Raw genomic sequence first — 22,853 nt, forward strand, 5'->3', positions numbered from 1 at the left:
GACGGGGCGCGCGCGGCGCGTGGCGGGAGGGACGGGCGCCGGACGGCGTTGTCTTCTTACTCAACCCCACGGCCCCCTGCCGGAGGAACCATTGGAGCCCGAACCACCCCACGGGCCCCGAGGGGCAGCGCCGGCGGAGGGACGGGCCGAGCGGAAGCCGCCCGGCAGGCTCACATTGGCCTTGGGCCGGCCCGGGGCCGAACCGCCGCCGCCGCGACGGCCGCCGAATTCGGCCTCCATCGCCATCAGGGCCGCGATCCGGTTCTCGGTGTCCGGATGTGTCGAGAAGAGATTGTCCATACGCTGCCCGGATAGGGGATTGATGATGAAGAGATGGGCGGAGGCCGGATTGGCCTCGGCCGCCTCGTTGGGGATCTCGTGCGCCCCGCGCGCGATCTTGGCAAGGGCGCTCGCCAGAGCGCGCGGCTGGCCGCAGATCTCGGCGCCGAGGCGATCGGCCGAATATTCGCGCGTCCGGCTCACCGCCATCTGCACCAGCATGGCGGCGAGCGGCGCCACGATGGCGGCGGCGATCACGCCGATGATGCCGAGCGGGTTGTTGTTCTCGCGGTTGTGGCTGCCGCCGAAGAAGAAGGCGAAATTCGCCAGCATCGAGATCGCGCCGGCGAGCGTCGCGGTGATCGTCATGGTCAGCGTGTCGTGGTTCTTCACATGCGCCAGCTCATGCGCCATCACGCCGGCGATCTCGTCGCGGGTCAGCGCCTGCAGCAGGCCGGTCGACGCGGCGACGGCGGCGTTCTGCGGATTGCGGCCGGTCGCGAAGGCGTTGGGCTGGGCGGAATCGATGACATAGACCTTCGGCATGGGAAGACCGGCGCGCTGCGCCAGATCGCGGACGATGCCGTAGTACTCCGGCGCGCTGCGTTCGTCGACCTCATGGGCGCCGTACATCGACAGCACCATCCTGTCGGAGTTCCAGTAGCTGAACACGTTCATGCCGGCGGCGATGACGAAGGCGATCATCATGCCGCTCGAACCGCCGATCAGGTAGCCGACTCCCATGAAGATGGCGGTAAGGGCCGCAATCAGCATGGCAGTACGCATCACGTTCATCGGTCACTCCAGCTCCGGGTGGCGCGCGGCGCCTGCATTGCAGCACCGTGCGGGATCGACCTATATGATGGGAAGATGCAGGTCGACCTGCAAGTTGCGGCCCTGTTGCAGTTCCCTTCCGCCGCATGGCCAATCCCGCCGGAATCAGCCCTTTCCGGCACAGCCGCCCCGAGGCCCATGACCAACGAAGCACCCGCCCCCGCCCCGCGACCCCTGAGCGAAGCCGCGCAGCGCGCGCTCGCCGAGGCCGAGGTCCGCCGCGCCGAAATCGACGCCGCGACGAAGCGCCCGCGCGAGATCCTCGGCCGCTCCGGCCCCGAACCGGTCCGCTACGGCGACTGGGAAAACAAGGGCATCGCCAGCGATTTCTGAGGCGGCGACGAGCCCGTCTTCCTGTGCTAGCCTCGCTCGGCAATCGACGTGATCGGGAATGCCATGACGTTGTCAGTCAAGCTGGATCCTGATGCCGAGGCGCGCCTGAAGGCGCTGGCCGAGACGCGTCGTCTCGATCCGGATGTCATGCTGCACGAGGCGATCGTGGAATATCTCGATCGCGAGGAGGCGCGTCAGGCCTTCAAGGCGGAGGCGTTGGCCTCGCTCAGCGCCTTTGGCGAGGACGGGTTGCATCTGACCCTCGACGAGACCGAGGCCTGGCTCGACGGCTGGGGCACGGATGCGGATGCGCCTCCGCCGCCTTGCCACAAATAATCCTGACAGCCGGCGCGCTTGCCGGCATCGAGCGCTGCCGCAGCCACCTTTCTGCGCGCGATCCCGAAGCAGCGCGCCGAGCCGCATCGGCAATCCGGGAACGACTGCAGAAACTGACCTTGTCGCCCGAAATCGGCCGCCGCGTCGCCGAGGCGCCGGAACTGCGCGAGCTCGTGATCCCGTTTGGCAGGCTCGGCTATGTCGCGCTCTACCATCACGACATGGAATCGGACCGCCTGCTGATCCTTGCCTTTCGCCATCAGCGGGAGGCCGGCTACTGAGCTGGCCTCCCGGGATAGTGGCTACCGCTTGTTCTGGCGGTTGGCGACCAGGTCGTCGACGACGGCCGGGTCGGCCAGCGTCGAGGTGTCGCCGAGATTGCCGAATTCGCCCTCGGCGATCTTGCGCAGGATGCGGCGCATGATCTTGCCGGAGCGCGTCTTCGGCAGGCCCGGCGCGAACTGGATCAGGTCCGGCGAGGCGATCGGGCCGATCTCCGTCCGCACCCAGCCGACCAGCGCCTTGCGCAGCTCGTCGCTCGGCTGTACGCCCGCCATCAGCGTGACATAGGCGTAGATGCCCTGCCCCTTGATGTCGTGCGGATAGCCGACGACGGCCGCTTCCGAGACATGCTCATGCGCGACCAGCGCGCTCTCGACCTCGGCCGTGCCCATGCGGTGGCCGGAGACGTTCAGCACGTCGTCGACGCGGCCGGTGATCCAGTAATAGCCGTCGGCGTCGCGCCGGCAGCCATCGCCGGTGAAGTAGGCGTTCTTGTAGGTCGAGAAATAGGTCTGCACGAAGCGCTCGTGGTCGCCATAGACGGTGCGCATCTGGCCCGGCCAGGAATCGGTGAGGATGAGATTGCCCTCGGCGACCCCTTCCAGCACCTTGCCCTCGCCGTCGACGATCGCCGGCTGGACGCCGAAGAAGGGCAGCGTCGCCGAGCCCGGCTTCTGCGCAATCGCGCCCGGCAGCGGCGTGATCAGGATGCCGCCGGTCTCGGTCTGCCACCAGGTGTCGACGATCGGGCAGCGATCGTCGCCGACGACGCGGTGATACCACTCCCACGCTTCCGGATTGATCGGCTCGCCGACCGACCCGAGCAGGCGGAGCGAGGCGCGCGAGGTCTTCTTCACCGGCGCGTCGCCGGCCTGCATCAGCGCGCGGATCGCCGTCGGCGCCGTGTAGAAGATGTTGACCTTGTGCTTGTCGATCACTTCCCAGAAGCGGGAATTGGTCGGATAGCTCGGCACGCCCTCGAACATCAGCGTCGTGGCGCCGTTCGAAAGCGGGCCGTAGACGATGTAGGAATGGCCGGTGACCCAGCCGACATCGGCGGTGCACCAGTAGATGTCGCCGTCCTGATAGTCGAACACCTTGCTGTGCGTCAGCGAGGCGTAAACCAGGTAGCCGCCGGTGGTGTGCAGCACGCCCTTCGGCTTGCCGGTCGAACCGGACGTATAGAGGATGAACAGCGGATCCTCGGCGCCCATCGGCTCGGGATCGCAATGCTGCGGCACCGTCTTGGTCAGATCGCTGTAGAAGGCGTCGCGGCCGTTCCGCATCGGGATATCGGCGAAGGTGCGCTGCACGACCAGGGTCTTCACGTCGTCGGCGATCTTGGCGAGCGCGGCGTCGACATTGGCCTTGAGCGGGATCTTCTTGCCGGCGCGCAGGCCCTCGTCGGCGGTGATGACGAGCTTCGAGCCGCAATCCTGGATGCGGCCGGCGAGGCTGTCGGGCGAGAAGCCGCCGAAGACGACCGAATGCACGGCGCCGATGCGCGTGCAGGCGAGCATGGCGAAGGCCGTCTCCGGGATCATCGGCATGTAGATGGTGATCCGGTCGCCCTTCTTGGCGCCCATCTCCTTGAGCACGTTGGCGAAGACGTTCACCTGCTCGGAAAGCTCGCGATAGGTGATCGAGCGGCTCTCCGAGGGATCATCCCCCTCCCAGAGGATCGCCACCTGGTCGGCGCGCTTGGCGAGGTGCCGGTCGACGCAATTGGCCGAGACGTTGAGAACGCCGTCCTCGAACCACTTTATCGAGACGTTGTCCGGTGCGAACGAGGTGTTCTTCACCTTGGTGAACGGCTTGATCCAGTCGATCCGCCTGGCCTCGTCGGCCCAGAAGCCATCCGGATCCGCGACCGAGCGCTCATACAGGGCGCGATAGGTCGGCTCGTCGATCTGCGCGCGCTTCGCCCAGTCCTCCGAGACCGGATAGATCTTGTCTTCCATAGTCTTCCCTCCCTGGCAGCGCCGCGCGAAGCGGTGCGCCGTGATACCGGCGCGCATTATGCGAATCCCGCGCGGCCGGGCAAGGCAGACTAGAGCGCTTCGCAAAAGCCGAGTTGCAGCACGTTGACCCGCTTCACCGTGGCGTCCTCCAGCGCGGGATGAACCGGCACCTCGTAGCGGGCGAGATCGCGCCGGCCGGTGGCCGGCGCATAGGCCCGGTCGGGGTCGCCGGCGATGACGGTCATGCCGCCCGCGGCGAGCCTCTGGAGCCATGGCAGCAGCACGGCGGCGAAACCGCGATCGTAGAAGACGTCGCCGGCCAGGAGCACGTCGCAATTGTCGAGCGCTGCGCCGATGAGATCGACGCGGCGCGCCGAGACGGCGACGCCGTTCGCCGCCGCGTTCAGGCCGATCGACGCCACGGCGAAGGGATCGATGTCGACGGCCTCGACATCCGAGGCGCCCGCCAGCGCCGCTGCGATCGCCACCAGCCCGGAGCCGGAGGCGAAATCGAGCACGCGCTTTCCGCGCACGGTTTCGGGATGGTCGAGGATGTAGCGCGCCAGCCCCTGCCCGCCGGCCCAGGCGAAGGCCCAGAATGGCGGCGGCAGATCAGCCTGGTCGAGCGTCGCCTCGGTCAGGTGCCAGAGCGCCGTCGCCTCATCGGCCTGGTGCAGGCGGATTTCCGGCACGAAGGCAACCGGCGACAACCGGGTCTGCTCGCGGACGAAAACCGCCGGATCGGCGATCAAGCCGGGCTCAGATCGCGGCCGGGTCGAGCCCGCCGAGTTCCAGGATGAGCTTCCACTCGCGCTCCGTCACCGGCTGCACCGAGAGGCGCGAATTGCCGACCAGCGCCATGCCCTCGAGCCGCGGCTCGGCCTTCGCCGTCTCCAGCGAATAGGGCTTTGGCAGATCGCGGACGGCGCGCAGATCGACGCATTCCCAGCGGCCGCTGTCGTCGGTGGAGTCGGGATGGGCCAGCTTCGCCACCTCGACGATCCCGACGATCTCCTTGCCGATGTTGGAATGGTAGAAGAAGCCGCGATCGCCAAGCTGCATGGCGCGCATGTTGTTGCGCGCCTGGTAGTTGCGGACCCCGTCCCATTCCTGGCCAGCGGCTCCCTTCTTCTTCAGATCGTCGAAGGAGAAGACATCGGGTTCGGACTTGAAGAGCCAATAGGCCATGGGACGCTCCGGGTCGAAATCGGGAAGTGAGGCTGGCGCGGCCGATCAGGCCGGCTTGCCGACGGCCCAGCGCCAGGGGCGAACCACCGTTTCCTTGAACAGGCCGGCCTTGGCATAGGGGTCGGTGGCGAAGACGGCGCGGGCGGCGGCCTCGTCCTCGGCCTCGAGGATCAGCAGCGAGCCGCACATGTCGCCGCTCTCGTTCAGGAACGGGCCGGCGATGGCGATGCCGGTTTCCTTCAGCCACTCGATGTGGGCGGGGCGGTTCTCGAGACGGACCGGCAGGCCGTCGTCCTTGTCGGTGAGAATGGCGACGAAATGCATGAAACCCTCCTGGAGCGTTTTCGGGCGAAGGGAATGGGTTCGCCGAAAGAAAACGCGATCGAACAAGAATTGGAACCGTTCAGCTGAGCGGTTCCGGAATAGCGGCGGCACGTTAGGCGGCGCGCCGACGCGCGTAAAGAGCGGCGGCGCGCGCGGAAGGGGAAAGGCGTCGACGCCTTTGGATATAGGCATCGACGCCTCACGGATCAGCCCGCACCATTGCCGCGAAAGAGCGCCGCCTCGCGCTTGAACAGCGCCACCAGCGCGTCGCGGACAAGGCGCACCGGCGCGGGGATCGCGCTCTCGCGGCGGGCGAGCAGCCAGAGCTCGCGCAGCGGCGGCGTTCCCTCAATATCGACGGCGACCAGCGCCGGATCCGGGCGAGCGAGGAAATGCGGCAGCAGCGCCACGCCAAACCCGGCCCGCGCGGCGCCGGCCTGCGTCAGCTGGCTGTTGGTGCGGAACGCCAGACCGCGACCGGGAAACCGGCGCGACAGCCAGACCGCCTCCGGCAGATGCGCGCTCGCCTCGTCGAAGCCGACCAGGTCCGGCTCGGCGCCGGCGGCGATCCGCGCCGCCCAGCCGGCGCTGGCATAGAAGCCGAAGCCGAGCGTCGCGACCTGCCGGGCGGTCAGTTCGCTATCGGTCGGCCGGCCGAGCCGCAAGGCGAGATCGGCCTCGCGGCGGGCGAGGCTGACCAGGCGCCGATCGGCGATCATCTCGATGTCGATCGCCGGATGCTCGCCGCGGAACAGCGCGAGGCGGGGAAGGAGGTAGGCATCGGCGAGGCCCGGCGTCGCCGTGATCCGGACCAACCCGGCCGGCGCTTCCGCCTCGCCGTGCCGTGCCAGGGAGCGTGCGGCGGTCTCCATCGCGGCGATCGCCTGCAGCGCGTCGCGGCCGGCGGCGGTCAGCTCGTAGCCGGTCGGCCGCCGCTCGATCAGCCGGGCGCCGAGCGCCTTTTCCAGTCCGGCGACACGGCGGGCGACAGTGGCGTGGTTGACCGCCAGCGCCCGCGCGGCGGCCGACAGGCTGCCATGGCGGGCCAGCGCCGCGAAGTAACGGGCATCCTCCCAGTCCACCTCTGTGCGAAAACGCTCAGCCATGGCGAAAGATTAGCGAATTTCTCGCAGCGCCACGAGCCCCTATCTCTCGAACGAACGCGGCCCGACCGCGCATTGTCGAATGGAGGCATGGATGAGCACGCCCGAAACCACGCTGACGCTCGTCGGCGGTCCGACCCTGCTGATCGAGACCGGCGGCCTTCGCCTGCTGACCGATCCGACCTTCGACGCGCCCGGCCACTACGCCGGCGCCGTGCATCTGGAAAAGACCAAGGGCCCGGCTCTCTCGGCCGAGGCGATCGGCGCGGTCGACGCCGTGCTGCTCAGCCACGACCAGCATTTCGACAATCTCGACCATGCCGGCCGCGCCTATCTCGGCACCGCCGGCACCACCTTCATCACGAAGGTCGGCGCGGCGCGGCTCGGCGGCAACGCCCAGGGGCTGGCGCCCTTCGAGACAACGACGCTTCAGACCGGGGCCGGACGCCTATTCGTCACGGCGGCGCCGGCGCGGCATGGGCCGGCGGGGTTCGAGCCGATCTCGGGCGACGTCATCGGCTTCCTGCTCGGCCGCGACCAGCCGGGCGATGCGATCTACGTCACCGGCGACACGGTCTGGTACGAGGGCGTCGCCGAGGTGGCGCGGCGTTTCGCGCCCAAACTGATCGTCGCCTTCGCCGGCTCGGCCGAGCCGCGCGGCAAGTTCCACGTGACGATGGACAGCAACGACGTGATCGAGACGGCGCACGCCTTTCCGGCGGCGAAGATCGTCGCCGTGCACACGGATGGCTGGACGCATTTCAAGGAAAACGCCGCCGATCTCGCCCAGGCCTTCCAGGCGCTCGGCATCGCCGACCGTCTCGTCAGCCTCGAACCCGGCAAGCCGCTCCGCCTCACGCTCTGAGGCGGGTCAGTCGGCCTCGCGCTTCAGCGGGCGCAGCATCAGCGCCTCGGCGGCGGCGTCGATCGACAGCGCGCCGTCGAGGATGGCGGCGACCGCCTCGGTGATCGGCATCGGCACGCCGAGGCGGCGGGCGAGATCGCGCGCCACCGGGGCCGTCACCGCGCCTTCGGCCAAGGCCGGCGGCAGGGCGGCGCCGCTGCCGAGCGCATGGCCATAGGCGAAGTTGCGCGATTGCGTCGACGAGCAGGTGAGCACGAGGTCGCCGAGACCCGAAAGCCCCATCAGCGTTTCCGGCAGCGCGCCCATCGCCTCGCCGAGACGGCGCAGCTCGGCGAAGCCGCGCGCGACGACGGCGGCGCTGGCGCTGGCGCCGAGTTCACGGCCGGCGACGATGCCGGCGGCGATCGCCAGCACGTTCTTGAAGGCGCCGCCGATCTCGACGCCGAGCATGTCGGTCTCGGCATAGGGGCGGAAACTAACCGAGCCGAGCGCCTGGCAGAGAGCCATCGCAAGCCGCAGATCGGTCGCGGCGATGGTGACGGCGGTCGGCAGGCCACGCGCCACATCGACGGCGAAGCTCGGCCCCGACAGCACGGCGGGAGCGGCCGGCGGCAACGCCTCGGCCAATACCTCGGTCATCCGCTTGGCGGTGCCGCGCTCCAGCCCCTTGGCGCAGAGCACGACCGGCGTGTCCTCGCGGATGGCCTCGAGATGGCCGGCAACCTCGCGCACCGTCTGCGCCGGCGTCGCCAGCAGGATCGCGTCGGCGGAAAGCACCGCCTCGATCCGCTCGGTGACGGAGAGGGCCTCGGGCAGATGCACGCCGGGCAGATGGGCGGCGTTTTCCCGCGCCGCGGCGATCGCGGCCGCGTTGCGGCCCCAGAGCGTGACCTTGCGGCCGGCCCGGTGCGCGGCGAGCGCCAGCGCGGTGCCCCAGGCGCCGGCGCCGACGACGGCGATGTGGTCGATCGTCATGACGCGGTCTCCAGCGCAGGCAGGGAATCAAGCATCGCATCCAGCTCGCCGAACAGCGCCTCGCCAAGCGGCAGATCGAGCCAGGAAAGCGCGAATCGGATCGGCGGGCCGCCAGAGTCCGGATGCATCTCCATCTGCTCCCAGCTTTCCGCGAACTCGCCTTCGAGCGCGAGATGAAAGAACCAGCGCCGATGCTGCCGCTCCGGGCCGCCCGGCGGGGCATAGCGATACTCCCGCTCGCCCAACAGCGTCATGACGGCAGGCGCCGTCAGCCCGGTCTCTTCCGAAAATTCGCGCCGCGCCGCCTCGACCGGCGTTTCGCCCGCTTCCATCGTGCCGCCGGGCACCTGGATGCCATATTCGGGGAAATCCGGCTCGCGGAAGACGAGCAGCTTTCCGCGCCAGGTCGCGTAAAGCACGACCTTGTTCTTGCGGATGACGCTCACGCCTTCGCTCCCTTGTGGCCGGAGCCGAGCATCGGCGCTGCCAGCTGGTCGAGCGGCCAGCGCGGGCGGGCGGGCGCGGCGAGATCGTCGACGAGGCCGAGCGCCAGCCTCTCGGCGCCGGCCCAGGCGATCATCGCGCCATTGTCGGTGCAGAGCGCCAGCGGCGGCGCGATCAGCCGGAAGCCGCGCGCCACCATTTCGGCATCGAGCCCGGCGCGCAGCGCCTTGTTGGCGGCGACGCCGCCGGCGACGACCAGGACGGGATCGGCGATGTCAGGGAATTCCGCGCGGAACCGGTCGAGCGCATGGCCGATGCGGTCGCGCACGACCAGCGTCACCGTGCGCTGGAAGGCGGCGCAGAGATCGTCAACATCCGCCTCGGAGAGCGGCGCGATCGCCTGCGCCTCGGTCCGCAGCGCCGTCTTCAGGCCGGAGAAGGAGAAATCGGCGCCGGGTCGGCCGAACATCGGCCGCGGCAGCGCGAAGCGGTCGGGATTGCCGCGCGCGGCGGCGCGCTCGACCGCCGGGCCGCCCGGATAGGGCAGGCCGAGCAGCTTCGCCGTCTTGTCGAAGGCTTCGCCGAGCGCATCGTCGATCGTGGTGCCCCAGCGCTCATACTGGCCGACGCCGCGCACCAGCAGGATCTGGGTGTGGCCGCCCGAGACGAGAAGCAGCAGGTAGGGAAAGGCGATGCCGTCCGTCAGCCGCGCCGTCAGCGCATGACCTTCGAGATGATTGACGGCGACGAGCGGTTTGCCGGCGGCGAGCGCCAACGCCTTCGCCGTCGTCAGCCCGACGATGACGCCGCCGATCAGGCCGGGGCCGGCCGTCGCGGCGACGGCGTCGAGATCGGCGAAGGAGACGCCGGCCTCCTCCATCGCGCCCTCGACGATGCGGTCGAGCGCCTCGACATGGGCGCGCGCGGCGATCTCCGGCACCACGCCGCCAAAGGCCGCGTGATCCTCGATCTGCGACAGCACGACATTGGAGAGGATCGTGCCGCGCCCCTCGGCGTCGCGCGAGACGACGGAGGCCGCCGTTTCATCGCAGCTCGTTTCAATGCCGAGAACCAGAACGGAAGAACTCACCACCGGGGCCTTTCGCCGCGCGTTTCGCGGCTTGCTTGCGGATGGGCGCGTCGTGACTAGACTGGCGCCGAATTCAGCCCTGACGGGCATGGACCCGACAGGCCCTAACATCCGGACCCGATCCCGTGCAATCCACCGCTTCGATCCCCCTCCTCCGCATCGGCACGCGCGGCAGCCCGCTGGCGCTCGCCCAGGCGCAGGAGACGCGCGCCCGTCTCGCCATCGCCCATGGCGTCGACGAGGCCACGATGGAGATCGTCGCCATCAAGACCTCGGGTGACCGGATCCAGGATCGCTCGCTGTCGGAAGCCGGCGGCAAGGGACTGTTCACGAAGGAGCTCGAGGAAGCGCTGTTCCGCGGCGAGATCGACATCGCCGTGCATTCGTCGAAGGACGTACCGACCTTCCTGCCCGACGGGCTGACGCTGATCGCCTTCCTGCCGCGCGAGGACGTCCGCGACGTCTTCCTGTCGCCGGTGGCAAGCTCGATCCGCGACCTGCCGCAGGGCGCGCTGCTCGGCACCTCGTCGCTGCGCCGCCGCGCCATGGCGCTGCGCCTCCGGCCGGATCTCGTCGTCGTCGAGTTTCGCGGCAATGTGCAGACCCGCCTCGCCAAACTTGAGAGCGGCGTCGCGCACGGCACGCTGCTGGCGCTGGCCGGCCTGCGCCGCGTCGGCCTCGCCGACCACGCGACGGCGATCCTCGAGCTCGACGATTTCCTGCCGGCCGTCGGCCAGGGCGCGGTCGCCGTCGAGGGCCGCGCCGACGATCTTCGCGTCCGCGAGCTGCTTGCCAAGATCAACGATCCCGCCACCGAGATCGCGCTCCGCGCCGAGCGCGCCTTCCTGACCCGGCTCGACGGCTCCTGCCGCACGCCGATCGGCGGGCTGGCGACGCTCGAAGGCGACGAACTGCTGTTCCGCGGCATCGTGCTGTCGCCGGACGGCCGCCAGGCCGAGGAAACCCGCATGACCGCGCCGGTCGCCGACGCCGAGACACTCGGCACGGCGGCGGCGGACGAGCTGATCGGACGCGGCGGCAAGACCTTCTTCGCGAGCCCCTGAGGCGCCATGCGGCTGCTCGTCACCCGGCCCGAGCTTGAGGCGACGCGCACCGCCGAACGTCTGCGCGCTCTCGGCCACGAGCCGGTGATCGCGCCGATGCTTCAGACCGTCTTCCTCGACCCGCCGCTGCCGGCGATCGATCCGGCCGCGATCCTGCTGACCAGCCTGAACGGCCTGCGCGCGTTGGCGCGCTGGCCCCTCCCGGCAGCCTGGTTCGCGCTTCCCGTGCTCGCCGTCGGCGACCGCACGGCGGCGGCGGCGCGCGGGGCGGGATTCGCCGATGTCCGCTCCGCCGATGGCGACGGCGTCGCGCTGGCCGAGCTGACCCTGGCAACGCTGCCGCCCACGGCCGGAACGCTGCTCTATCCGGCCGCCGTCGACCGCGCCGGCAACTGGACGGAGACGCTCGCGCAGGCCGGCTACGAACTGGCGCTTGTGGAAGCCTACCGCATGGATCCGGCGGCGAGCCTGCCCGATTCGGCTGCCACATCGCTCCGCGAGGGCCGAATCGACGGCGTCCTCCTCTATTCGCCGCGCACGGCGACGGCGCTTGTCCGCTGCCTCGCCGCGCTCGACCCGCCCGCCCGCCTCGACGGCCTGACCATCTACGCGCTGTCGGAAAACGTCGCGGCTGCCCTTCGCGCCGGAAACCTGCGCTTCGGCACGATCCGCATCGCCGAAAAGCCCACCGACGACGCCCTGCTGGCGCTGCTGCCGGGAAGCGTGGGAACATCCCCTTCAGGCGTCCGTTAACGCAATCGTCTATACTGGTCGCGAACGACCGACGAGATCGAGGTGACATGGCCGAAGACAACACCTTCCATCCGGCAGACGAAGCAACGCCCGGACAGCGCCGCAAGCGCCCGCCGGTGACGATCGATCTCGAGGCCGAATCGCGCACGCCGCGCCCGGATGCCCCCGCTCCGGAGGCCAGCCCTGAGGCGACAAAGCCCGCTTACGAACCGGAGGCCGGCGTGACCGGAACCGAGACCGCCGACGCGACCCCGCCTTCCAATCCCGCGCTCGCGCGCTTCCTCGTGCCGGCGATCGCCGCGCTCGGCGGCGGCGTCATCGGCGGCCTGCTCGTCGCCCTCCTCTCCAGCTCGACCGGCGGCGATCCCGTCGCCACCGCCAGCCTCGATTCGCGCTTCGCCGCCGTCTCGGCGCGACTGGACCGGATCGAGGCCGTCGACCGCGCGCCCGCCAAGCCCGGCGTCGATCCCGCCCGCCTCGCCGATCTCGAAAAGGAAGTCGCGGCGCTGAAGCAGGCGGCGAGCCAGCCGACGGCGGCCCCCGCCGCCTCGGTTCCCGCCGCTGCCGTCGATCTCTCCCCGCTCGAAAGCCGGCTCGCGGCGCTGGAATCGCGCCCGGCGCCCGCTGGGGCCGCGCCCGTCGATCTGACGCCGCTGCAATCGCGCCTCGACGCGCTGACGGCACGGCTCGACACGGTCGAGCAGCACCCGCCGGCCGATCCGAAGACGGAAGCCGCCGCCCGCGTCATCGCCGTGACGGCGCTGCGCCAGGCAGCGAGCGGCTCCGGCCCCTTCGCCGACGAACTTTCCGCCGTCGCGGCGCTTGGCGACAGGAATGCCTCGCTCGACGCGCTGGCGCCGATCGCCGGCGCCGGCACGCCGTCCAAGGCGGAGCTCGCCGCCGCTTTCCCGGCTGTGGCGGAGCAGATCCGCATCGCCGCCGCCAAGGTCGATCCCGGCGCCAGCCTGATCGACCGGCTCGCCGCCTCGGCCGGCTCGCTCGTCTCCGTCAAGCCGACCGGCCCGATGGCGGGCAATTCGGCGACGGCGATCGTCTCGCGCATGGAAGCCGCCGTGAAAGCAGGCAACCTGGCCGAGACCTTGCGCGAGGGCGAGGCGCTCGACGCGATCGCCCGCGCGCCGCTCTCGGACTGGGCCGATAAGGCCTCCCGCCGCATCACCATCGACACCGCCCTCGCCGGCCTTCCCGCCGCCAGCCCTTCGAACTGACGGAGCGACGATGATCCGCATTCTCGTCTATGTCGCCCTGGTCTTCGCCGCCGCGGCCGGATTCGCCTGGCTTGCCGACCGGCCCGGCGAGATCGCGCTGACCTGGCAGGGCTACGACTACACGACCAGCCTGATGGTCGCCGCCGTTGCGATGGCCGTGCTGTTCATCGTGCTCGCCTTCGTGCTGTGGCTGATCCTCGCCGCCGTGCGCGCGCCGCGCCTGTTCGGCGGCTGGCTCTCGGGCCGCAAGCGCGATCGCGGCTACCGGGCGCTGTCGCGCGGCATGATCGCGATCGGCGCCGGCGACCTGAAGCGCGCCAGGCGCTTCTCGGGCGAGGCGCAGAAGATCCTGCAGGGCGAGCCGCTGACGCTGCTGCTCGCGGCGCAGACGGCGCAGCTCTCCGGCGACAGCGCCGGCGCGCGCAGCGCCTTCGAGACCATGCTGGACGAGCCGGAAACCCGCCTGCTCGGCCTGCGCGGGCTCTATGTCGAGGCGCAGCGGAGCGGCGAGCGCGAGGCCGCGCGCCACTATGCCGAGGAAGCCGCCAAGGCGGCGCCGAGCCTCGGCTGGGCCGGCACGGCCTTGTTCGACGACCAGGCGACGCATGGCGAATGGTCGGCGGCGCTGACGACGCTCGGATCCAACCTGCACGCCAAGCTGATCGATCGCGCCACCGCGCACCGGCTGCGCGCCGTGCTTCTGACGGCGCGCGGGCTCGAGCTCGAACTCTCCAATCCGGAGGAATCCCGCGCCGCCGCGCAGGAGGCTGCCAAGCTGCGGCCGGACCTCGTGCCGGCGGCGACGCTCGCGGCGCGGCTCTTCACCCGCCATGGCGACGTCAAGCGCGCCGTCCGCGTCCTCGAGACCTCCTGGAAGCAGGCGCCGCATCCCGAGCTCGCCGAAGCCTATGGCAATGTGCGCGCCGGCGATTCGGCGCAGGACCGGCTGAAGCGGGCCCAGCGCCTCGCCTCGCTGCGCCCCGGCCATGTCGAAAGCCACCTCGCCGTCGCCCGCGCCGCCATCGACGCGCGCGACTGGGAGCTCGCCCGCCGCGAGCTCGCCGCGATCGACGAGAAGGACCGCACCGAGCGCTTCTGCCTGCTGATGGCCGAGATCGAGGAAGGCCCGGACGGCAATCGCGGCCATGTGCGCGAATGGCTGTCGCGCGCCGTCCGCGCCCCGCGCGATCCGCAATGGACCGCCGACGGCTATGTCTTCCCGGCCTGGGCGCCGGTCTCGCCGATCACCGGCCGGCTCGATGCGTTCGAATGGCGCACCCCGACGGCGGCGCTCGCCGACGATCAGCGCCCGGCGATCGACCTGGTGGTCGCCGAGGAGGAGCCGGAGCCGCTCGTGATCGAGGCGATCGAGCCCCTGGCGGCCGGTACGGCAGCGACCCGGACGACCGTTCCGGACGAGGCGCCGCGCCAGTCCGAGCGGGCGACCCCGGCCGCCGTCGAGCCGCGCCCCGTCTTCTCGGCGCCCGCGCGCAATGGCGGCCCGCAAGCCACGGCCGTCGTGCCGCCGATCCCCGACGATCCCGGCATCGACGACATCGAGGCGGAGCCGGTCGATCGGCTGCGTGTGCAATGAGGCGGTGGAGAAGCGCGACTAAGGCTTGAAACGCTCCGGGAATGTGGCTATGAACCCTCTCGATTTCACCGCAGCCCTTCGGCAGCGCCCCGTGAAATCCTCGAAGTAGGCCGCTTTAGCTCAGCTGGTAGAGCACATCATTCGTAATGATGGGGTCAGGTGTTCGAATCACCTAAGCGGCACCACTTCCCTCCCTGAAATCATGGATGTTTTCGGTTCGCCGCCCCGGGCGCTTGCGCTGTTTGGTGACCGCATGGCGACCCGCGCGATTTATCCGCTCGAGCACGTAAGCGCGAGCGACGAGGGGGGCGCAGATTTTCCATCCTCGCATCGGCCATGACCGCCCCGGCGGCGATCGGCGCGGTAGGGTGCCGTTCATTGCCCCAGAGGCACTCGCTCATCCCTATGATGACCATCACCCCGCCCAGGTCTGCCGAGCGTTGAATCCATCAGCAAGTAGACTCGACGTAGGGGAATGTTGATATCAATGTAGCGCGAGAGGCAGTAACGCTTCCAGCCGGCTTGCCTGATTCCGGGAAGCCGCCACGAAGAACTGGGGGACTGGCTGGATGCCAGACGAAACTATTCTGAACGACCGTCTTTCAAGTGAGACGGCGGCGTGAGCCACGTTTCGTTGCTGCAAGAGTCCCGCCGGCAGACACTGCCGGTCGTTCGTCAAGTGACGCTCGCCCTGGTCGTGGCCTGGGTGGCTCTGGTAGCCGGCCTGGGTTGGTGGCTGTCGCAGAGAGCGCTGACCGCGGAATTGGGCAATTTGGCAGCCAGCGCCGAATACGAGGCCACGACCACGGCGCGCGTCGTGGACCGGCTGTTCACCCAGATGGTCAGCGTCGCCAACATGGTGGCGCGGCAAGGACAGGTCATTCAGCTTGCGAGCCGCTACCACACCGATCCGCCCGGCGCCGCCGCGCTCACGCGGGAACAGCGCGCGTCGCAGTTCACGAGCGACCCGCTGGTGCGCAAGGTCGGTGATTACATGGACGCGCTGTCGAGCGACCTGGGCTACGCGCGTATCTATATGAACAATGCCTCGTATGACACCGTGACCGCCAGCAACTGGGCCGAGCCCGACAGTATCGTCGGAATGATCTACGACGGCCGGAGCTACCTGACCGACGCGCTGCGCACCGGCAACGGCCACTTGTTCGGTATTGCCCGCCTGAACAGGACCGCGGCCTATTTCGTCAGTAGTCGGATCGAAGATGCGAGCGACGTGGCGCTGGGCGCCGTCACGGTGAAGTTCGACGCGCCGGACATGGCGCTCTATCTGGCAGGGCGGCATATAGCGTTGATCGTGGACGGTCAGGGGCGCGTGACCACCACGTCGTCCGAATCCTTCATGCTCCGCAACGTGGCGGCGCTTCTGCCGCCTGGGACGGTGCAGCCGCCTTCCGGCGACGAAGATCCCGGCAAGCCCATGGATGTGAGCGCCGTGCCCGGGTCCGGCCAATCCGACCAGTGGCTCATCGAAGGCAGGCCCTATCTGCTGCAGCTTCAGCCCTTGCCAGGAACGCAATACCGGCTACTCACGCTTGCCTCGCTCGACCACCTGCCGGCGATGCGCCGCCAGCATGCCTTGATCGCCGGGCTGGTGGCGGCATTCGGCCTGGTCCTCATTTTCCTCTCCAGTCGCGTGGCAGGGCAGGTTGTGTTGCGTCACCAGGATGAACGGTATGCGGCCAATTATGATGTATTGACCGGCCTTCCGAACCGACGCGCGATCCTGGCCGAGCTGGATCGGTTGTTTGCGCTCGCGAAGCGGAACAAGGCTTGGGTTTTGGTCGCGTTCATCGACCTCGATGAGTTCAAGACGATCAACGACACCCATGGCCACGAGGTCGGCGACGAATTTCTGGTTGAGGTCGGCCGGCGGATGTCAGCCGGTCTGCGCACGGGCGACCTGCTGGGCCGGTTCGGCGGCGACGAATTCGTGGTGATCGGGTTGGCGGCCCCGTCCGGGCCAGAAGGCCCGGACCGGATCGCCGAAGCGATGCGCAACCGGCTGATGCCGCTATTGAGGGGCACCTATACGTTCGCGGAGTGTAGTTTCGACTATTCCGGCGGAAGCTTCGGCGCAGTCAGCGTGGACCCTTTCGTCAGCTCGGCGCAAGCGGTGCTCAGGGACGCGGATCGGCTGATGTATGCCGACAAGCTGGCGCGCCGAACAACCGCATAGCCACAGCCGGCCCTCAACTCGGCGAGAATGTCGTGCTCGCTGGCGAACAGCTCAGTGGTACTCGCGATAGATATGGGCAATGTTCTGGCGCACGGTCGCGACCTCCCGCTCCCACCGGGCGCCCCTCACCATCGCTTCGGGACAAGATCGCCCGATGCCGAGCAGGCGTAGAAGCCTGCCGAAGGGCCGAATGCGTGCATCGTCGCCAGGGCGACCGCCGGACGAGCCCCCTCCTCGGGCGAATGGCCGGGTCCGTTCCCCGTCATGTCGGTGGAGGTCAGTCCGGGGTCCACCGCATTCACCTTGATCCCCTCGCGGTCCAGTTCCTTGGCGAGCTTTACCGTCAGCATGTTCAGCGCCGTCTTCGAAGCGCAGTATCCGGCAAAGCCGACCGACCAGGTTTCGCTCCGCATGTCCAGGGCATCGCTGAGCGAGCTCAAGCCGCTGCTCATCATGACGATCCGCGCCGCTTCGGACTTGCGCAGCAGCGGCAGGAAAGCCTGCGTCACCCGGAGGACGCCGAACACGTTGGCCTCGAACATCTGCCGGATCTCGTCGATCGATTCCTCGGCGACGGAAGGAGGCGGGCTGAACATGACGCCGGCGTTGTTGACCAGCACGTCGAGCTTGCCCGCCTCGCGCTCGACGGTCCCGGCGGCAGCGGCCACGCTGGCCTCATTCGTAACATCCAGCTGCACGGCGCGAGCGTCGATCCCGGCATTGCGCAGTTCACGCGCCGCGGCGTCGCCACGCTGCAGGTCTCGACATCCCAGCCAGAGCGAGTGGCCGTTGGCGCCGAGCTGGCGCGCGATGGCGAGGCCAATGCCTTTGTTCGCACCGGTGACAAGCGCGATGAGGGGTGTGTTGGCCATGCTGAATTTCCTGATCGTTTCGACAGCATGTCCATACTACGATTTTCGTAATGTTCAACGATCGTAGTTTGCGATTCTTTCCGTGAGCCGGACAAATTCGGCCCGCTCCGCAGGATCGAGCGATTCCAGCATCGCGCGGCAGGCATCGCGATATCCCGCCATATAGCCTGCGACGGCTTCCTTCCCTTTCGGGGTGATCGTCAGCGCCACGGTCCGTCGATTCGCCTCGTGCCGCTGTCGCTCCATCATCTCCCTGCGGACCAGCCGGTCGGCCGAGGAAGACATCGTCGTCAGCGCGACTTGCAGGTTCCGGGCAACATCCCCCAGGCTGCAATCAGGATGCTCGTTGACGAACAGGAGGGCTTGGACGTCGAGGGCGTTGAGCGCGTTTTCCATCGCCGCCGATGCCTCGGCAACCTTGAAGCGACGAGTGAACCGCTCAAAAGCGAGGCTGAGTTGTCCAATTTGCTCGGGCGTGGGATCTGACATCCCTCCTTTAAGCAATTCCGCTCGCCAAACGTAAGCCATCACCGAGCGGGCCCCCTCTCCCGTGGAACCTTTCCCGCCCGGGGCGAAGGCAGCGTGGCGTTCGGGCGCGGTTCGCGGCGGTGCCTTGAATCCTCCTCCAGATTGCGCATTGATGCCTCGCCCATTGGCGACGCTGTCGCACCCGTGCCTTGCCAGCGGCGGAATGAAACCGAGGAAACAAACCATGTCGTCAGACAGGCCCCGCCGTCCCCAGGACCCCTTCGCGGCCGCGGAGGCGATGTTCGCCAAGAAGAAGCGGGCACCGGACATCAAGTCGAACGCGCTCCCGAACGCCAAGGAGCTTGTCTCGCTCCGGATTGATCGCGACGTGCTTGAGCATTTCCAGGCCGAAGGCCCGGGCTGGCAGGATCGAATGAACGAGGCATTGCGCGCCGCGGCGATCGCCGATGGCTTGGAAGCACCATCCACCGACGCCGAATCCTGACCGAAGGCGGGTTGGCGCTCCCGGTGCCTCAGTGGTACTCGCGATAGATATGGGCAATGTTCTGGCGCACGGTCGCGACCTGCATCGCTGCTTCCAACAGTTCCTTGCGCCCTAGCGAGGCGGCCTCGGGATCGACCGGACCGCCGCTTTCATACTGCAGGAAATCGTACCGATCGCAGATCAAGCGCTCCCGCCCCCGGGCCAGCGCCACGGCTGCGCCGTGCCACGGCCGCCATTCATTCGCGCTGGTGGCGATGGCAATGCGCTCGGCCGGGATCGGCTCGAACAGGCTGCGTCCCGTATAGGCGAGACCGCCCGACAGCGTCGCGCCCAGGAGATGCGCGAGCGTCGGTGCGATATCGACATTGGCGATCAGGCGATCGACATTTCCATGCAACGCCTCGGTCATCGGCGCCGGCAGGTCGCGCGGCGGCTTCAGCAGGAACAGAGGCCGCAATACCCAGTCGCTGAAATTCTCCTGGCGGGGAATGGTCGCGCGCGGCAGATCCTGGCGCCCTGGAAGCTCGCCATGATCGCCGACCGACACGATCAGCGCGTCGTCATATCGCCCCGCCCGCTTGAGCGCTTCGAACAGGCGATGATGCGCCCGCTCCGTGATCGCGAGCGCTCGGGAGCGCCTGTCCTTCAGGCCGGCGTCGAGGGGAAACTCGCTGTCAGCCTGGAACGGCACATGCAGCGCGTTCAGGAAGACGACCGCGAAGACGGGACCATCTTCCCGCTCGATCATCTGCTCGAAGCGGCGCACCGTGAAGGCATCATCGATGCCGAGGTCGTTGATGATCGGCTTCCCGCTCATTTCGGCTGAGTAGAGCTCGTCGAGAGGCGCAGCCGAGAAGAAGCGGTCGAGGTTCAGCCATTTCAGGACCGACGACATCAGCAGAGCCGTGCGATAGCCCCGAGATTTGGCCAGATCGAACACGAAGGGCAACCGATGCAATGTCTCGATGCTCTCGTGCGCCCCTGCGCCGGTCAGGATCGAGGGAAAGCTGATCTCGGTGCAGCAGGAGTTCGTCACGACATTGCCGGGCGCAACCCATTCGTCCGGGCGGCCGCTGAGGGCCAGAATCCTCTCGGCAAGGGACGTGTCCCCCTCGCTCGACGGGAGGTAATGGCCCGCCGATTCGTTGAGGATCAGAAGGATCGTCCGCGGAAGGGCCGGCGCGGACCGGTCGAGGCTGTAGCCGTTCGAGCGGTCGGCGGCATACAGCGCGTCAGGGGATCGCGCCCCGCCTGATATCTTCGGCTCGTGCAGCAGGAAGGCCAACGCCTCCTGCGGCAGATCCGGCCTCGCCCGCAGCTTTTCGAGCAGGGTCCAGACGAGCAGAGCCGTGGAAAAGAGCGCCGAGGCCGCCCAGAAGGAAGCGCCGGCGGATCCGGCCAGCCCGGACACAAGCGCCCAGGTCGCCACGAACAGAACGGTCGTCGCCAGCACGAAGTCGGCCGGGAGAAAGGCGCGAAGATAGGTGGAGGCGAGAACGGGGACCGAGAAGCCGGCGCTTGCAAACGGGATCTGGCGCCAGACCGTCAGCGGCGCCGCGCCCAGATACCGCCGGCAACAGAGATCAATCGAGACGGCGACGGCGAGCGAAGCGGCACCCAGCGTGACCAGCAGGCCCTGCGCCAGCATCGACGGAAGATTGGCCGTGACGCCGAGCCACATGCAGAACAGGCTCGCGACGACCAGCGGCCAGCCGAGCTTTTCAGCGCGCAGGCGAACCCGGCGGTGATACGAACGCAGATAGCGTCGACGGAGACGATACAGGACGGAGGCCAGAGCCAGGACCACGGCTATCGTACTGAACGCGTTACCCATTTCGAAGAAGGTCTCATGGCCGGGTACTCGCGCCCGCGAACGCCCGTAGCAGCGTCAGGCTAGTACAACGATGCGCCGACCTAAGCCAACCTGAAAGCAGTACTCCACAGCTTCGCAACCGACGCCATCGCCAGCGACTACGCTCATGCGATGGGATACGAAATGCGCGGCCGGTCCGGCTAGGCGGCGAAGGAAATGCGCGCGAGTTTTCCCCGTCGCGCAACCTTTCCGCGCCGGCGGATTCCACGGCTAACTTACGGAAATAGCTGGCAATAATCCGTTACAAATTTAACCTGCCAGACATACGATATCGATTGCCGGCAAAGCGTCCTGCTGCAAAATCAGCGCATCGGCGGCGGTTGAAAAGCGAACCAAACCCCGTGGTTCCACCGCTCCGAACTTTGTGTCGATCCCCCCGTATCGACCAGGAGAGAACCCCATGCGCACCCTCATCCTTGCCGCGGTTTCCGTCACCTTCCTCGCCTCCGGCTCGGCCGCCTTCGCGGTCGAGCAGACCGAAGGCAACGTCACCAGCGTCAACGCCACCACCGGCACGCTGACCCTGCAGGGCGGCGCGACCTATCATTTCGCCAATGGCAGGCAGCTTCTCGGCATCGTCCCCGGCGAGCTCGTCGGCGTGGCGCATCAGGGCAATGAAGGCATCGGCGCGTACAATCCCGACCCCGCCGAATGAACCCATCCGATCGGTCATCCGTCCGACCGACCTGTCCCGACGCCCGTCCCCTGCGGGCGTCGTTTTTTTGAACAGCACAAACGCCCGGAACCACATGCGCGGCTCGCCCGTTGTACAATCGGCGGCTCGTCTTGCCCGATCGCCTCGCCCCCGAAACTGAACGGTAGTTCACGCGCTGAGCCAGGCTCGAAGCGCAAATTGAGGCATCCCGAACATGGCCACGACGAGTTCCTCTGCGCGGGTGAGCTTCAAACATCCCTTTCAACTGCCGGGAATGGATCGTCCCTATCCTGCCGGCAGCTATGAAGTTGAGACGGACCTGGAGACCCTGGATACCGTTTCGACGGTCATCTATCACCGCGTCGCGACCCGGATCTTGTTGACCAGACCGGGCATCACCGAAGCGCTGACGATCGACCCCAAGGACCTTGAGGCCGCGCTGCTTCAGGACGTATCCGCCGCGTGATATGGCGCAAGACAGCCCATCAATCGGAGTGCAATTTGCGACAGGGTGGCGCAGGCCATCAACTTAAGTTGGGGAGACATCGCGGCGCCGTGTCCTCATATTCCGTTACGGAAGCAGCGGGCAGAACCGTTGCAGAACGAAACAAAGTCAGGCGTCCCCCATGTTGATGATGACTGAACTTCTGATCTGCGAGGTGATGATGGCCGTCGAAAACGACGAGCCGGTGAACATCGATGTGGCCGCGCAACGATGTCGGAGCCATCTGCCCGAGCACCCTGAATCCGACCAGAGATTGAGGGACAGGCTTCACTACCTGGCAGTCGAATACGGCGCCGACGTCGTGACCAGGAGGGCCAGGGCGAACTAACCGCCTGCCCTTGCTCTCCAGACCACGCGCTACCCCCTTGGACCGTCGTCCTGGGCGCAGCCCTACTTGATGATGCGGCGTGGCCGTCCCGATCTGCGCCGTCAAACAGGGCCGGATAACGGCGAGCCGGATATTCGCAGCGCCCCACCAAAGCCCAGTGCACAAGACGCAATCCGGACGCTGCCCCACAGGCGCGGATCCACCTTGCCTGCATGACATTTTGAGCTTCGCTTCCTGGCGCCCCGATGCCGGGTTTCGAGCCTTGCCTGCGACTTGGTCAACTTCATAGTGTGTTTTGATGGGGCGCCGCGATTCGGTTGTCGACGGTCAATGGCTGTCGATAGGCCGATTCGAGGCGTGACCTCCGGACTGCCAGCCGCTTTTCGTCAGGCGAGAAGAAGAACAATGACACCTATGGACGTGATGTGGGTGGGACTGGGCGGCGGCGCGGGGTCGCTGCTGCGCTGGTTCATCGGCAAGGTCGTCGGCGAGCGCTATCACGGCAGCTTTCCGCTCGGCACCTTCCTGATCAACATCAGCGGCGCCTTCGTGATTGGCTATCTGTCGATCCTGTTTTCGGTCGATTGGCGCGACCGCTTCGGCAACGGCCTGAATGCCGGAATCCTGACCGGAATCCTCGGCGGCTACACCACCTTCAGCAGCATGCAGCTGGACGCGGCCAAGCTGAGCGGGGCGGGTCGCCGGTTCTACGCCTATGCCTATCTGCTGGGATCCGTCGCCGCCGGCCTGATCGCCGCGGCCGGCGGCGCCGGGCTCGCAAGGCTGCAGGGTTGAGGGG

General features: G+C 68.0%; 26 protein-coding genes and 1 tRNA gene. 15 read left to right on the plus strand and 12 right to left on the minus strand.

Annotated features, from left to right (window positions below; translation table 11 throughout):
• Positions 1 to 60: 60 nt before the first annotated feature.
• Entirely contained in the window at positions 61 to 1,074 is a 1,014-nt protein-coding gene (gene htpX / locus K32_RS21330) for a zinc metalloprotease HtpX (protein WP_201401436.1), read from the minus strand.
• Positions 1,075 to 1,251: 177 nt separating this feature from the next.
• Between htpX and K32_RS21335 the strand changes: the two genes are divergently transcribed.
• The 3 genes from K32_RS21335 to K32_RS21345 all read left to right on the plus strand — a co-directional run bounded on the left by K32_RS21335 (position 1,252) and on the right by K32_RS21345 (position 2,063).
• Positions 1,252 to 1,446 (plus strand): DUF1674 domain-containing protein, encoded by a 195-nt coding sequence (locus K32_RS21335; RefSeq protein WP_201404603.1) that lies wholly within the window; start codon positions 1,252 to 1,254, stop codon positions 1,444 to 1,446.
• A gap of 63 nt (positions 1,447 to 1,509) precedes the next feature.
• Positions 1,510 to 1,782, plus strand: a complete 273-nt coding sequence (locus K32_RS21340; RefSeq protein WP_201401437.1) for a CopG family ribbon-helix-helix protein — start codon at positions 1,510 to 1,512, stop codon at positions 1,780 to 1,782.
• Entirely contained in the window at positions 1,770 to 2,063 is a 294-nt protein-coding gene (locus tag K32_RS21345; protein ID WP_201401438.1) for a type II toxin-antitoxin system RelE/ParE family toxin, read from the plus strand. Before K32_RS21340 ends, K32_RS21345 begins: the two co-directional genes overlap by 13 nt.
• A 21-nt stretch (positions 2,064 to 2,084) precedes the next feature.
• Here K32_RS21345 and acs read toward each other — a convergent pair whose 3' ends face one another.
• The 5 genes from acs to K32_RS21370 all read right to left on the minus strand — a co-directional run bounded on the left by acs (position 2,085) and on the right by K32_RS21370 (position 6,643).
• A complete protein-coding gene (acs, locus tag K32_RS21350; RefSeq protein ID WP_201401439.1) occupies positions 2,085 to 4,025 on the minus strand; it encodes an acetate--CoA ligase in 1,941 nt (646 codons plus the stop codon).
• Between the two features lie 89 nt (positions 4,026 to 4,114).
• The gene (locus K32_RS21355; protein WP_201401440.1) at positions 4,115 to 4,777 is read right to left on the minus strand and encodes a methyltransferase; all 663 of its coding nucleotides are present in this window, start codon (positions 4,775 to 4,777) and stop codon (positions 4,115 to 4,117) included.
• A gap of 7 nt (positions 4,778 to 4,784) precedes the next feature.
• A complete protein-coding gene (locus K32_RS21360) occupies positions 4,785 to 5,213 on the minus strand; it encodes an EVE domain-containing protein (RefSeq protein ID WP_201401441.1) in 429 nt (142 codons plus the stop codon).
• A 45-nt stretch (positions 5,214 to 5,258) separates the two neighbouring features.
• On the minus strand, positions 5,259 to 5,537 hold the full coding sequence (locus tag K32_RS21365; protein ID WP_201401442.1) for a YciI family protein: 279 nt from the start codon (positions 5,535 to 5,537) through the stop codon (positions 5,259 to 5,261).
• Positions 5,538 to 5,743: 206 nt separating this feature from the next.
• Entirely contained in the window at positions 5,744 to 6,643 is a 900-nt protein-coding gene (locus K32_RS21370) for a LysR family transcriptional regulator (RefSeq protein ID WP_201401443.1), read from the minus strand.
• Between the two features lie 91 nt (positions 6,644 to 6,734).
• Here K32_RS21370 and K32_RS21375 point away from each other — a divergent pair, with 91 nt between their 5' ends.
• Entirely contained in the window at positions 6,735 to 7,505 is a 771-nt protein-coding gene (locus K32_RS21375) for an MBL fold metallo-hydrolase (RefSeq protein WP_201401444.1), read from the plus strand.
• A 6-nt stretch (positions 7,506 to 7,511) separates the two neighbouring features.
• Here the strand turns inward: K32_RS21375 and K32_RS21380 are convergent, their stop codons facing one another.
• Genes K32_RS21380 through tsaD form a run of 3 tightly spaced genes read right to left on the minus strand, consistent with a single transcriptional unit; the run spans position 7,512 to position 10,017 of the window.
• The gene (locus tag K32_RS21380) at positions 7,512 to 8,480 is read right to left on the minus strand and encodes an NAD(P)H-dependent glycerol-3-phosphate dehydrogenase (RefSeq protein ID WP_201401445.1); all 969 of its coding nucleotides are present in this window, start codon (positions 8,478 to 8,480) and stop codon (positions 7,512 to 7,514) included.
• On the minus strand, positions 8,477 to 8,926 hold the full coding sequence (locus K32_RS21385; protein WP_201401446.1) for an NUDIX domain-containing protein: 450 nt from the start codon (positions 8,924 to 8,926) through the stop codon (positions 8,477 to 8,479). The genes K32_RS21380 and K32_RS21385 overlap by 4 nt, the downstream gene beginning before the upstream one ends.
• Positions 8,923 to 10,017 (minus strand): tRNA (adenosine(37)-N6)-threonylcarbamoyltransferase complex transferase subunit TsaD, encoded by a 1,095-nt coding sequence (tsaD, locus tag K32_RS21390; protein WP_371812750.1) that lies wholly within the window; start codon positions 10,015 to 10,017, stop codon positions 8,923 to 8,925. The genes K32_RS21385 and tsaD overlap by 4 nt, the downstream gene beginning before the upstream one ends.
• A gap of 122 nt (positions 10,018 to 10,139) precedes the next feature.
• Between tsaD and hemC the strand changes: the two genes are divergently transcribed.
• From hemC to K32_RS21420, 6 genes are all read left to right on the plus strand, one after another.
• Positions 10,140 to 11,078 (plus strand): hydroxymethylbilane synthase, encoded by a 939-nt coding sequence (hemC, locus tag K32_RS21395; RefSeq protein WP_201401448.1) that lies wholly within the window; start codon positions 10,140 to 10,142, stop codon positions 11,076 to 11,078.
• Positions 11,079 to 11,084: 6 nt separating this feature from the next.
• Complete coding sequence (locus K32_RS21400; protein WP_201401449.1) at positions 11,085 to 11,831, plus strand: uroporphyrinogen-III synthase; 747 nt, start codon at positions 11,085 to 11,087, stop codon at positions 11,829 to 11,831.
• Positions 11,832 to 11,878: 47 nt separating this feature from the next.
• A complete protein-coding gene (locus K32_RS21405) occupies positions 11,879 to 13,060 on the plus strand; it encodes a COG4223 family protein (RefSeq protein ID WP_201401450.1) in 1,182 nt (393 codons plus the stop codon).
• 10 nt (positions 13,061 to 13,070) lie between these two features.
• Positions 13,071 to 14,654: a heme biosynthesis protein HemY gene (locus tag K32_RS21410; RefSeq protein ID WP_201401451.1), complete on the plus strand. Its 1,584-nt coding sequence runs from the start codon at positions 13,071 to 13,073 to the stop codon at positions 14,652 to 14,654.
• Positions 14,655 to 14,763: 109 nt separating this feature from the next.
• Positions 14,764 to 14,839: transfer RNA gene (locus K32_RS21415), tRNA-Thr, on the plus strand.
• Between the two features lie 434 nt (positions 14,840 to 15,273).
• On the plus strand, positions 15,274 to 16,848 hold the full coding sequence (locus K32_RS21420; RefSeq protein ID WP_201401452.1) for a sensor domain-containing diguanylate cyclase: 1,575 nt from the start codon (positions 15,274 to 15,276) through the stop codon (positions 16,846 to 16,848).
• A 125-nt stretch (positions 16,849 to 16,973) separates the two neighbouring features.
• Here K32_RS21420 and K32_RS21425 read toward each other — a convergent pair whose 3' ends face one another.
• Positions 16,974 to 17,720 (minus strand): SDR family NAD(P)-dependent oxidoreductase, encoded by a 747-nt coding sequence (locus K32_RS21425; RefSeq protein WP_201401453.1) that lies wholly within the window; start codon positions 17,718 to 17,720, stop codon positions 16,974 to 16,976.
• A gap of 54 nt (positions 17,721 to 17,774) precedes the next feature.
• Positions 17,775 to 18,497 (minus strand): MarR family winged helix-turn-helix transcriptional regulator, encoded by a 723-nt coding sequence (locus K32_RS25005; protein ID WP_244669674.1) that lies wholly within the window; start codon positions 18,495 to 18,497, stop codon positions 17,775 to 17,777.
• Here K32_RS25005 and K32_RS21435 point away from each other — a divergent pair.
• On the plus strand, positions 18,433 to 18,693 hold the full coding sequence (locus K32_RS21435) for a BrnA antitoxin family protein (protein WP_201404604.1): 261 nt from the start codon (positions 18,433 to 18,435) through the stop codon (positions 18,691 to 18,693). The two genes, K32_RS25005 and K32_RS21435, sit on opposite strands and share 65 nt — an antisense overlap.
• Before the next feature lie 28 nt (positions 18,694 to 18,721).
• Here the strand turns inward: K32_RS21435 and K32_RS21440 are convergent, their stop codons facing one another.
• Positions 18,722 to 20,500, minus strand: coding sequence for a sulfatase-like hydrolase/transferase (locus tag K32_RS21440; protein ID WP_201401455.1), 1,779 nt, complete (start codon positions 20,498 to 20,500; stop codon positions 18,722 to 18,724).
• Between the two features lie 466 nt (positions 20,501 to 20,966).
• On the opposite strand from K32_RS21440, the gene K32_RS21445 reads away from it, so the two are divergent.
• The 4 genes from K32_RS21445 to K32_RS21460 all read left to right on the plus strand — a co-directional run bounded on the left by K32_RS21445 (position 20,967) and on the right by K32_RS21460 (position 22,849).
• Positions 20,967 to 21,221: a DUF1344 domain-containing protein gene (locus K32_RS21445; RefSeq protein WP_201401456.1), complete on the plus strand. Its 255-nt coding sequence runs from the start codon at positions 20,967 to 20,969 to the stop codon at positions 21,219 to 21,221.
• A gap of 214 nt (positions 21,222 to 21,435) precedes the next feature.
• Complete coding sequence (locus K32_RS21450; protein ID WP_201401457.1) at positions 21,436 to 21,687, plus strand: hypothetical protein; 252 nt, start codon at positions 21,436 to 21,438, stop codon at positions 21,685 to 21,687.
• 160 nt (positions 21,688 to 21,847) lie between these two features.
• Complete coding sequence (locus K32_RS21455; RefSeq protein WP_201401458.1) at positions 21,848 to 22,054, plus strand: hypothetical protein; 207 nt, start codon at positions 21,848 to 21,850, stop codon at positions 22,052 to 22,054.
• A 405-nt stretch (positions 22,055 to 22,459) separates the two neighbouring features.
• Positions 22,460 to 22,849, plus strand: a complete 390-nt coding sequence (locus K32_RS21460; protein WP_201401459.1) for a CrcB family protein — start codon at positions 22,460 to 22,462, stop codon at positions 22,847 to 22,849.
• Positions 22,850 to 22,853: the final 4 nt, after the last annotated feature.

Source organism: Kaistia sp. 32K, assembly GCF_016629525.1.
Lineage (GTDB): Bacteria > Pseudomonadota > Alphaproteobacteria > Rhizobiales > Kaistiaceae > Kaistia.

Bases quoted from the DNA above. Each gene is read 5' to 3' on its own strand.
- K32_RS21335 (WP_201404603.1), top strand. From the start codon at position 1,252: ATGACCAACGAAGCACCCGCCCCCGCCCCGCGACCCCTGAGCGAAGCC.
- K32_RS21400 (WP_201401449.1), top strand. From the start codon at position 11,085: ATGCGGCTGCTCGTCACCCGGCCCGAGCTTGAGGCGACGCGCACCGCC.
- K32_RS21460 (WP_201401459.1), top strand. From the start codon at position 22,460: ATGACACCTATGGACGTGATGTGGGTGGGACTGGGCGGCGGCGCGGGG.
- K32_RS21370 (WP_201401443.1), bottom strand. From the start codon at position 6,643: ATGGCTGAGCGTTTTCGCACAGAGGTGGACTGGGAGGATGCCCGTTAC.
- acs (WP_201401439.1), bottom strand. From the start codon at position 4,025: ATGGAAGACAAGATCTATCCGGTCTCGGAGGACTGGGCGAAGCGCGCG.
- K32_RS21435 (WP_201404604.1), top strand. From the start codon at position 18,433: ATGTCGTCAGACAGGCCCCGCCGTCCCCAGGACCCCTTCGCGGCCGCG.
- K32_RS21360 (WP_201401441.1), bottom strand. From the start codon at position 5,213: ATGGCCTATTGGCTCTTCAAGTCCGAACCCGATGTCTTCTCCTTCGAC.
- K32_RS21375 (WP_201401444.1), top strand. From the start codon at position 6,735: ATGAGCACGCCCGAAACCACGCTGACGCTCGTCGGCGGTCCGACCCTG.
- K32_RS21340 (WP_201401437.1), top strand. From the start codon at position 1,510: ATGACGTTGTCAGTCAAGCTGGATCCTGATGCCGAGGCGCGCCTGAAG.
- htpX (WP_201401436.1), bottom strand. From the start codon at position 1,074: ATGAACGTGATGCGTACTGCCATGCTGATTGCGGCCCTTACCGCCATC.
- K32_RS21445 (WP_201401456.1), top strand. From the start codon at position 20,967: ATGCGCACCCTCATCCTTGCCGCGGTTTCCGTCACCTTCCTCGCCTCC.
- K32_RS21365 (WP_201401442.1), bottom strand. From the start codon at position 5,537: ATGCATTTCGTCGCCATTCTCACCGACAAGGACGACGGCCTGCCGGTC.
- K32_RS21405 (WP_201401450.1), top strand. From the start codon at position 11,879: ATGGCCGAAGACAACACCTTCCATCCGGCAGACGAAGCAACGCCCGGA.
- K32_RS21450 (WP_201401457.1), top strand. From the start codon at position 21,436: ATGGCCACGACGAGTTCCTCTGCGCGGGTGAGCTTCAAACATCCCTTT.
- K32_RS21410 (WP_201401451.1), top strand. From the start codon at position 13,071: ATGATCCGCATTCTCGTCTATGTCGCCCTGGTCTTCGCCGCCGCGGCC.
- K32_RS21380 (WP_201401445.1), bottom strand. From the start codon at position 8,480: ATGACGATCGACCACATCGCCGTCGTCGGCGCCGGCGCCTGGGGCACC.
- K32_RS21425 (WP_201401453.1), bottom strand. From the start codon at position 17,720: ATGGCCAACACACCCCTCATCGCGCTTGTCACCGGTGCGAACAAAGGC.
- K32_RS21455 (WP_201401458.1), top strand. From the start codon at position 21,848: ATGTTGATGATGACTGAACTTCTGATCTGCGAGGTGATGATGGCCGTC.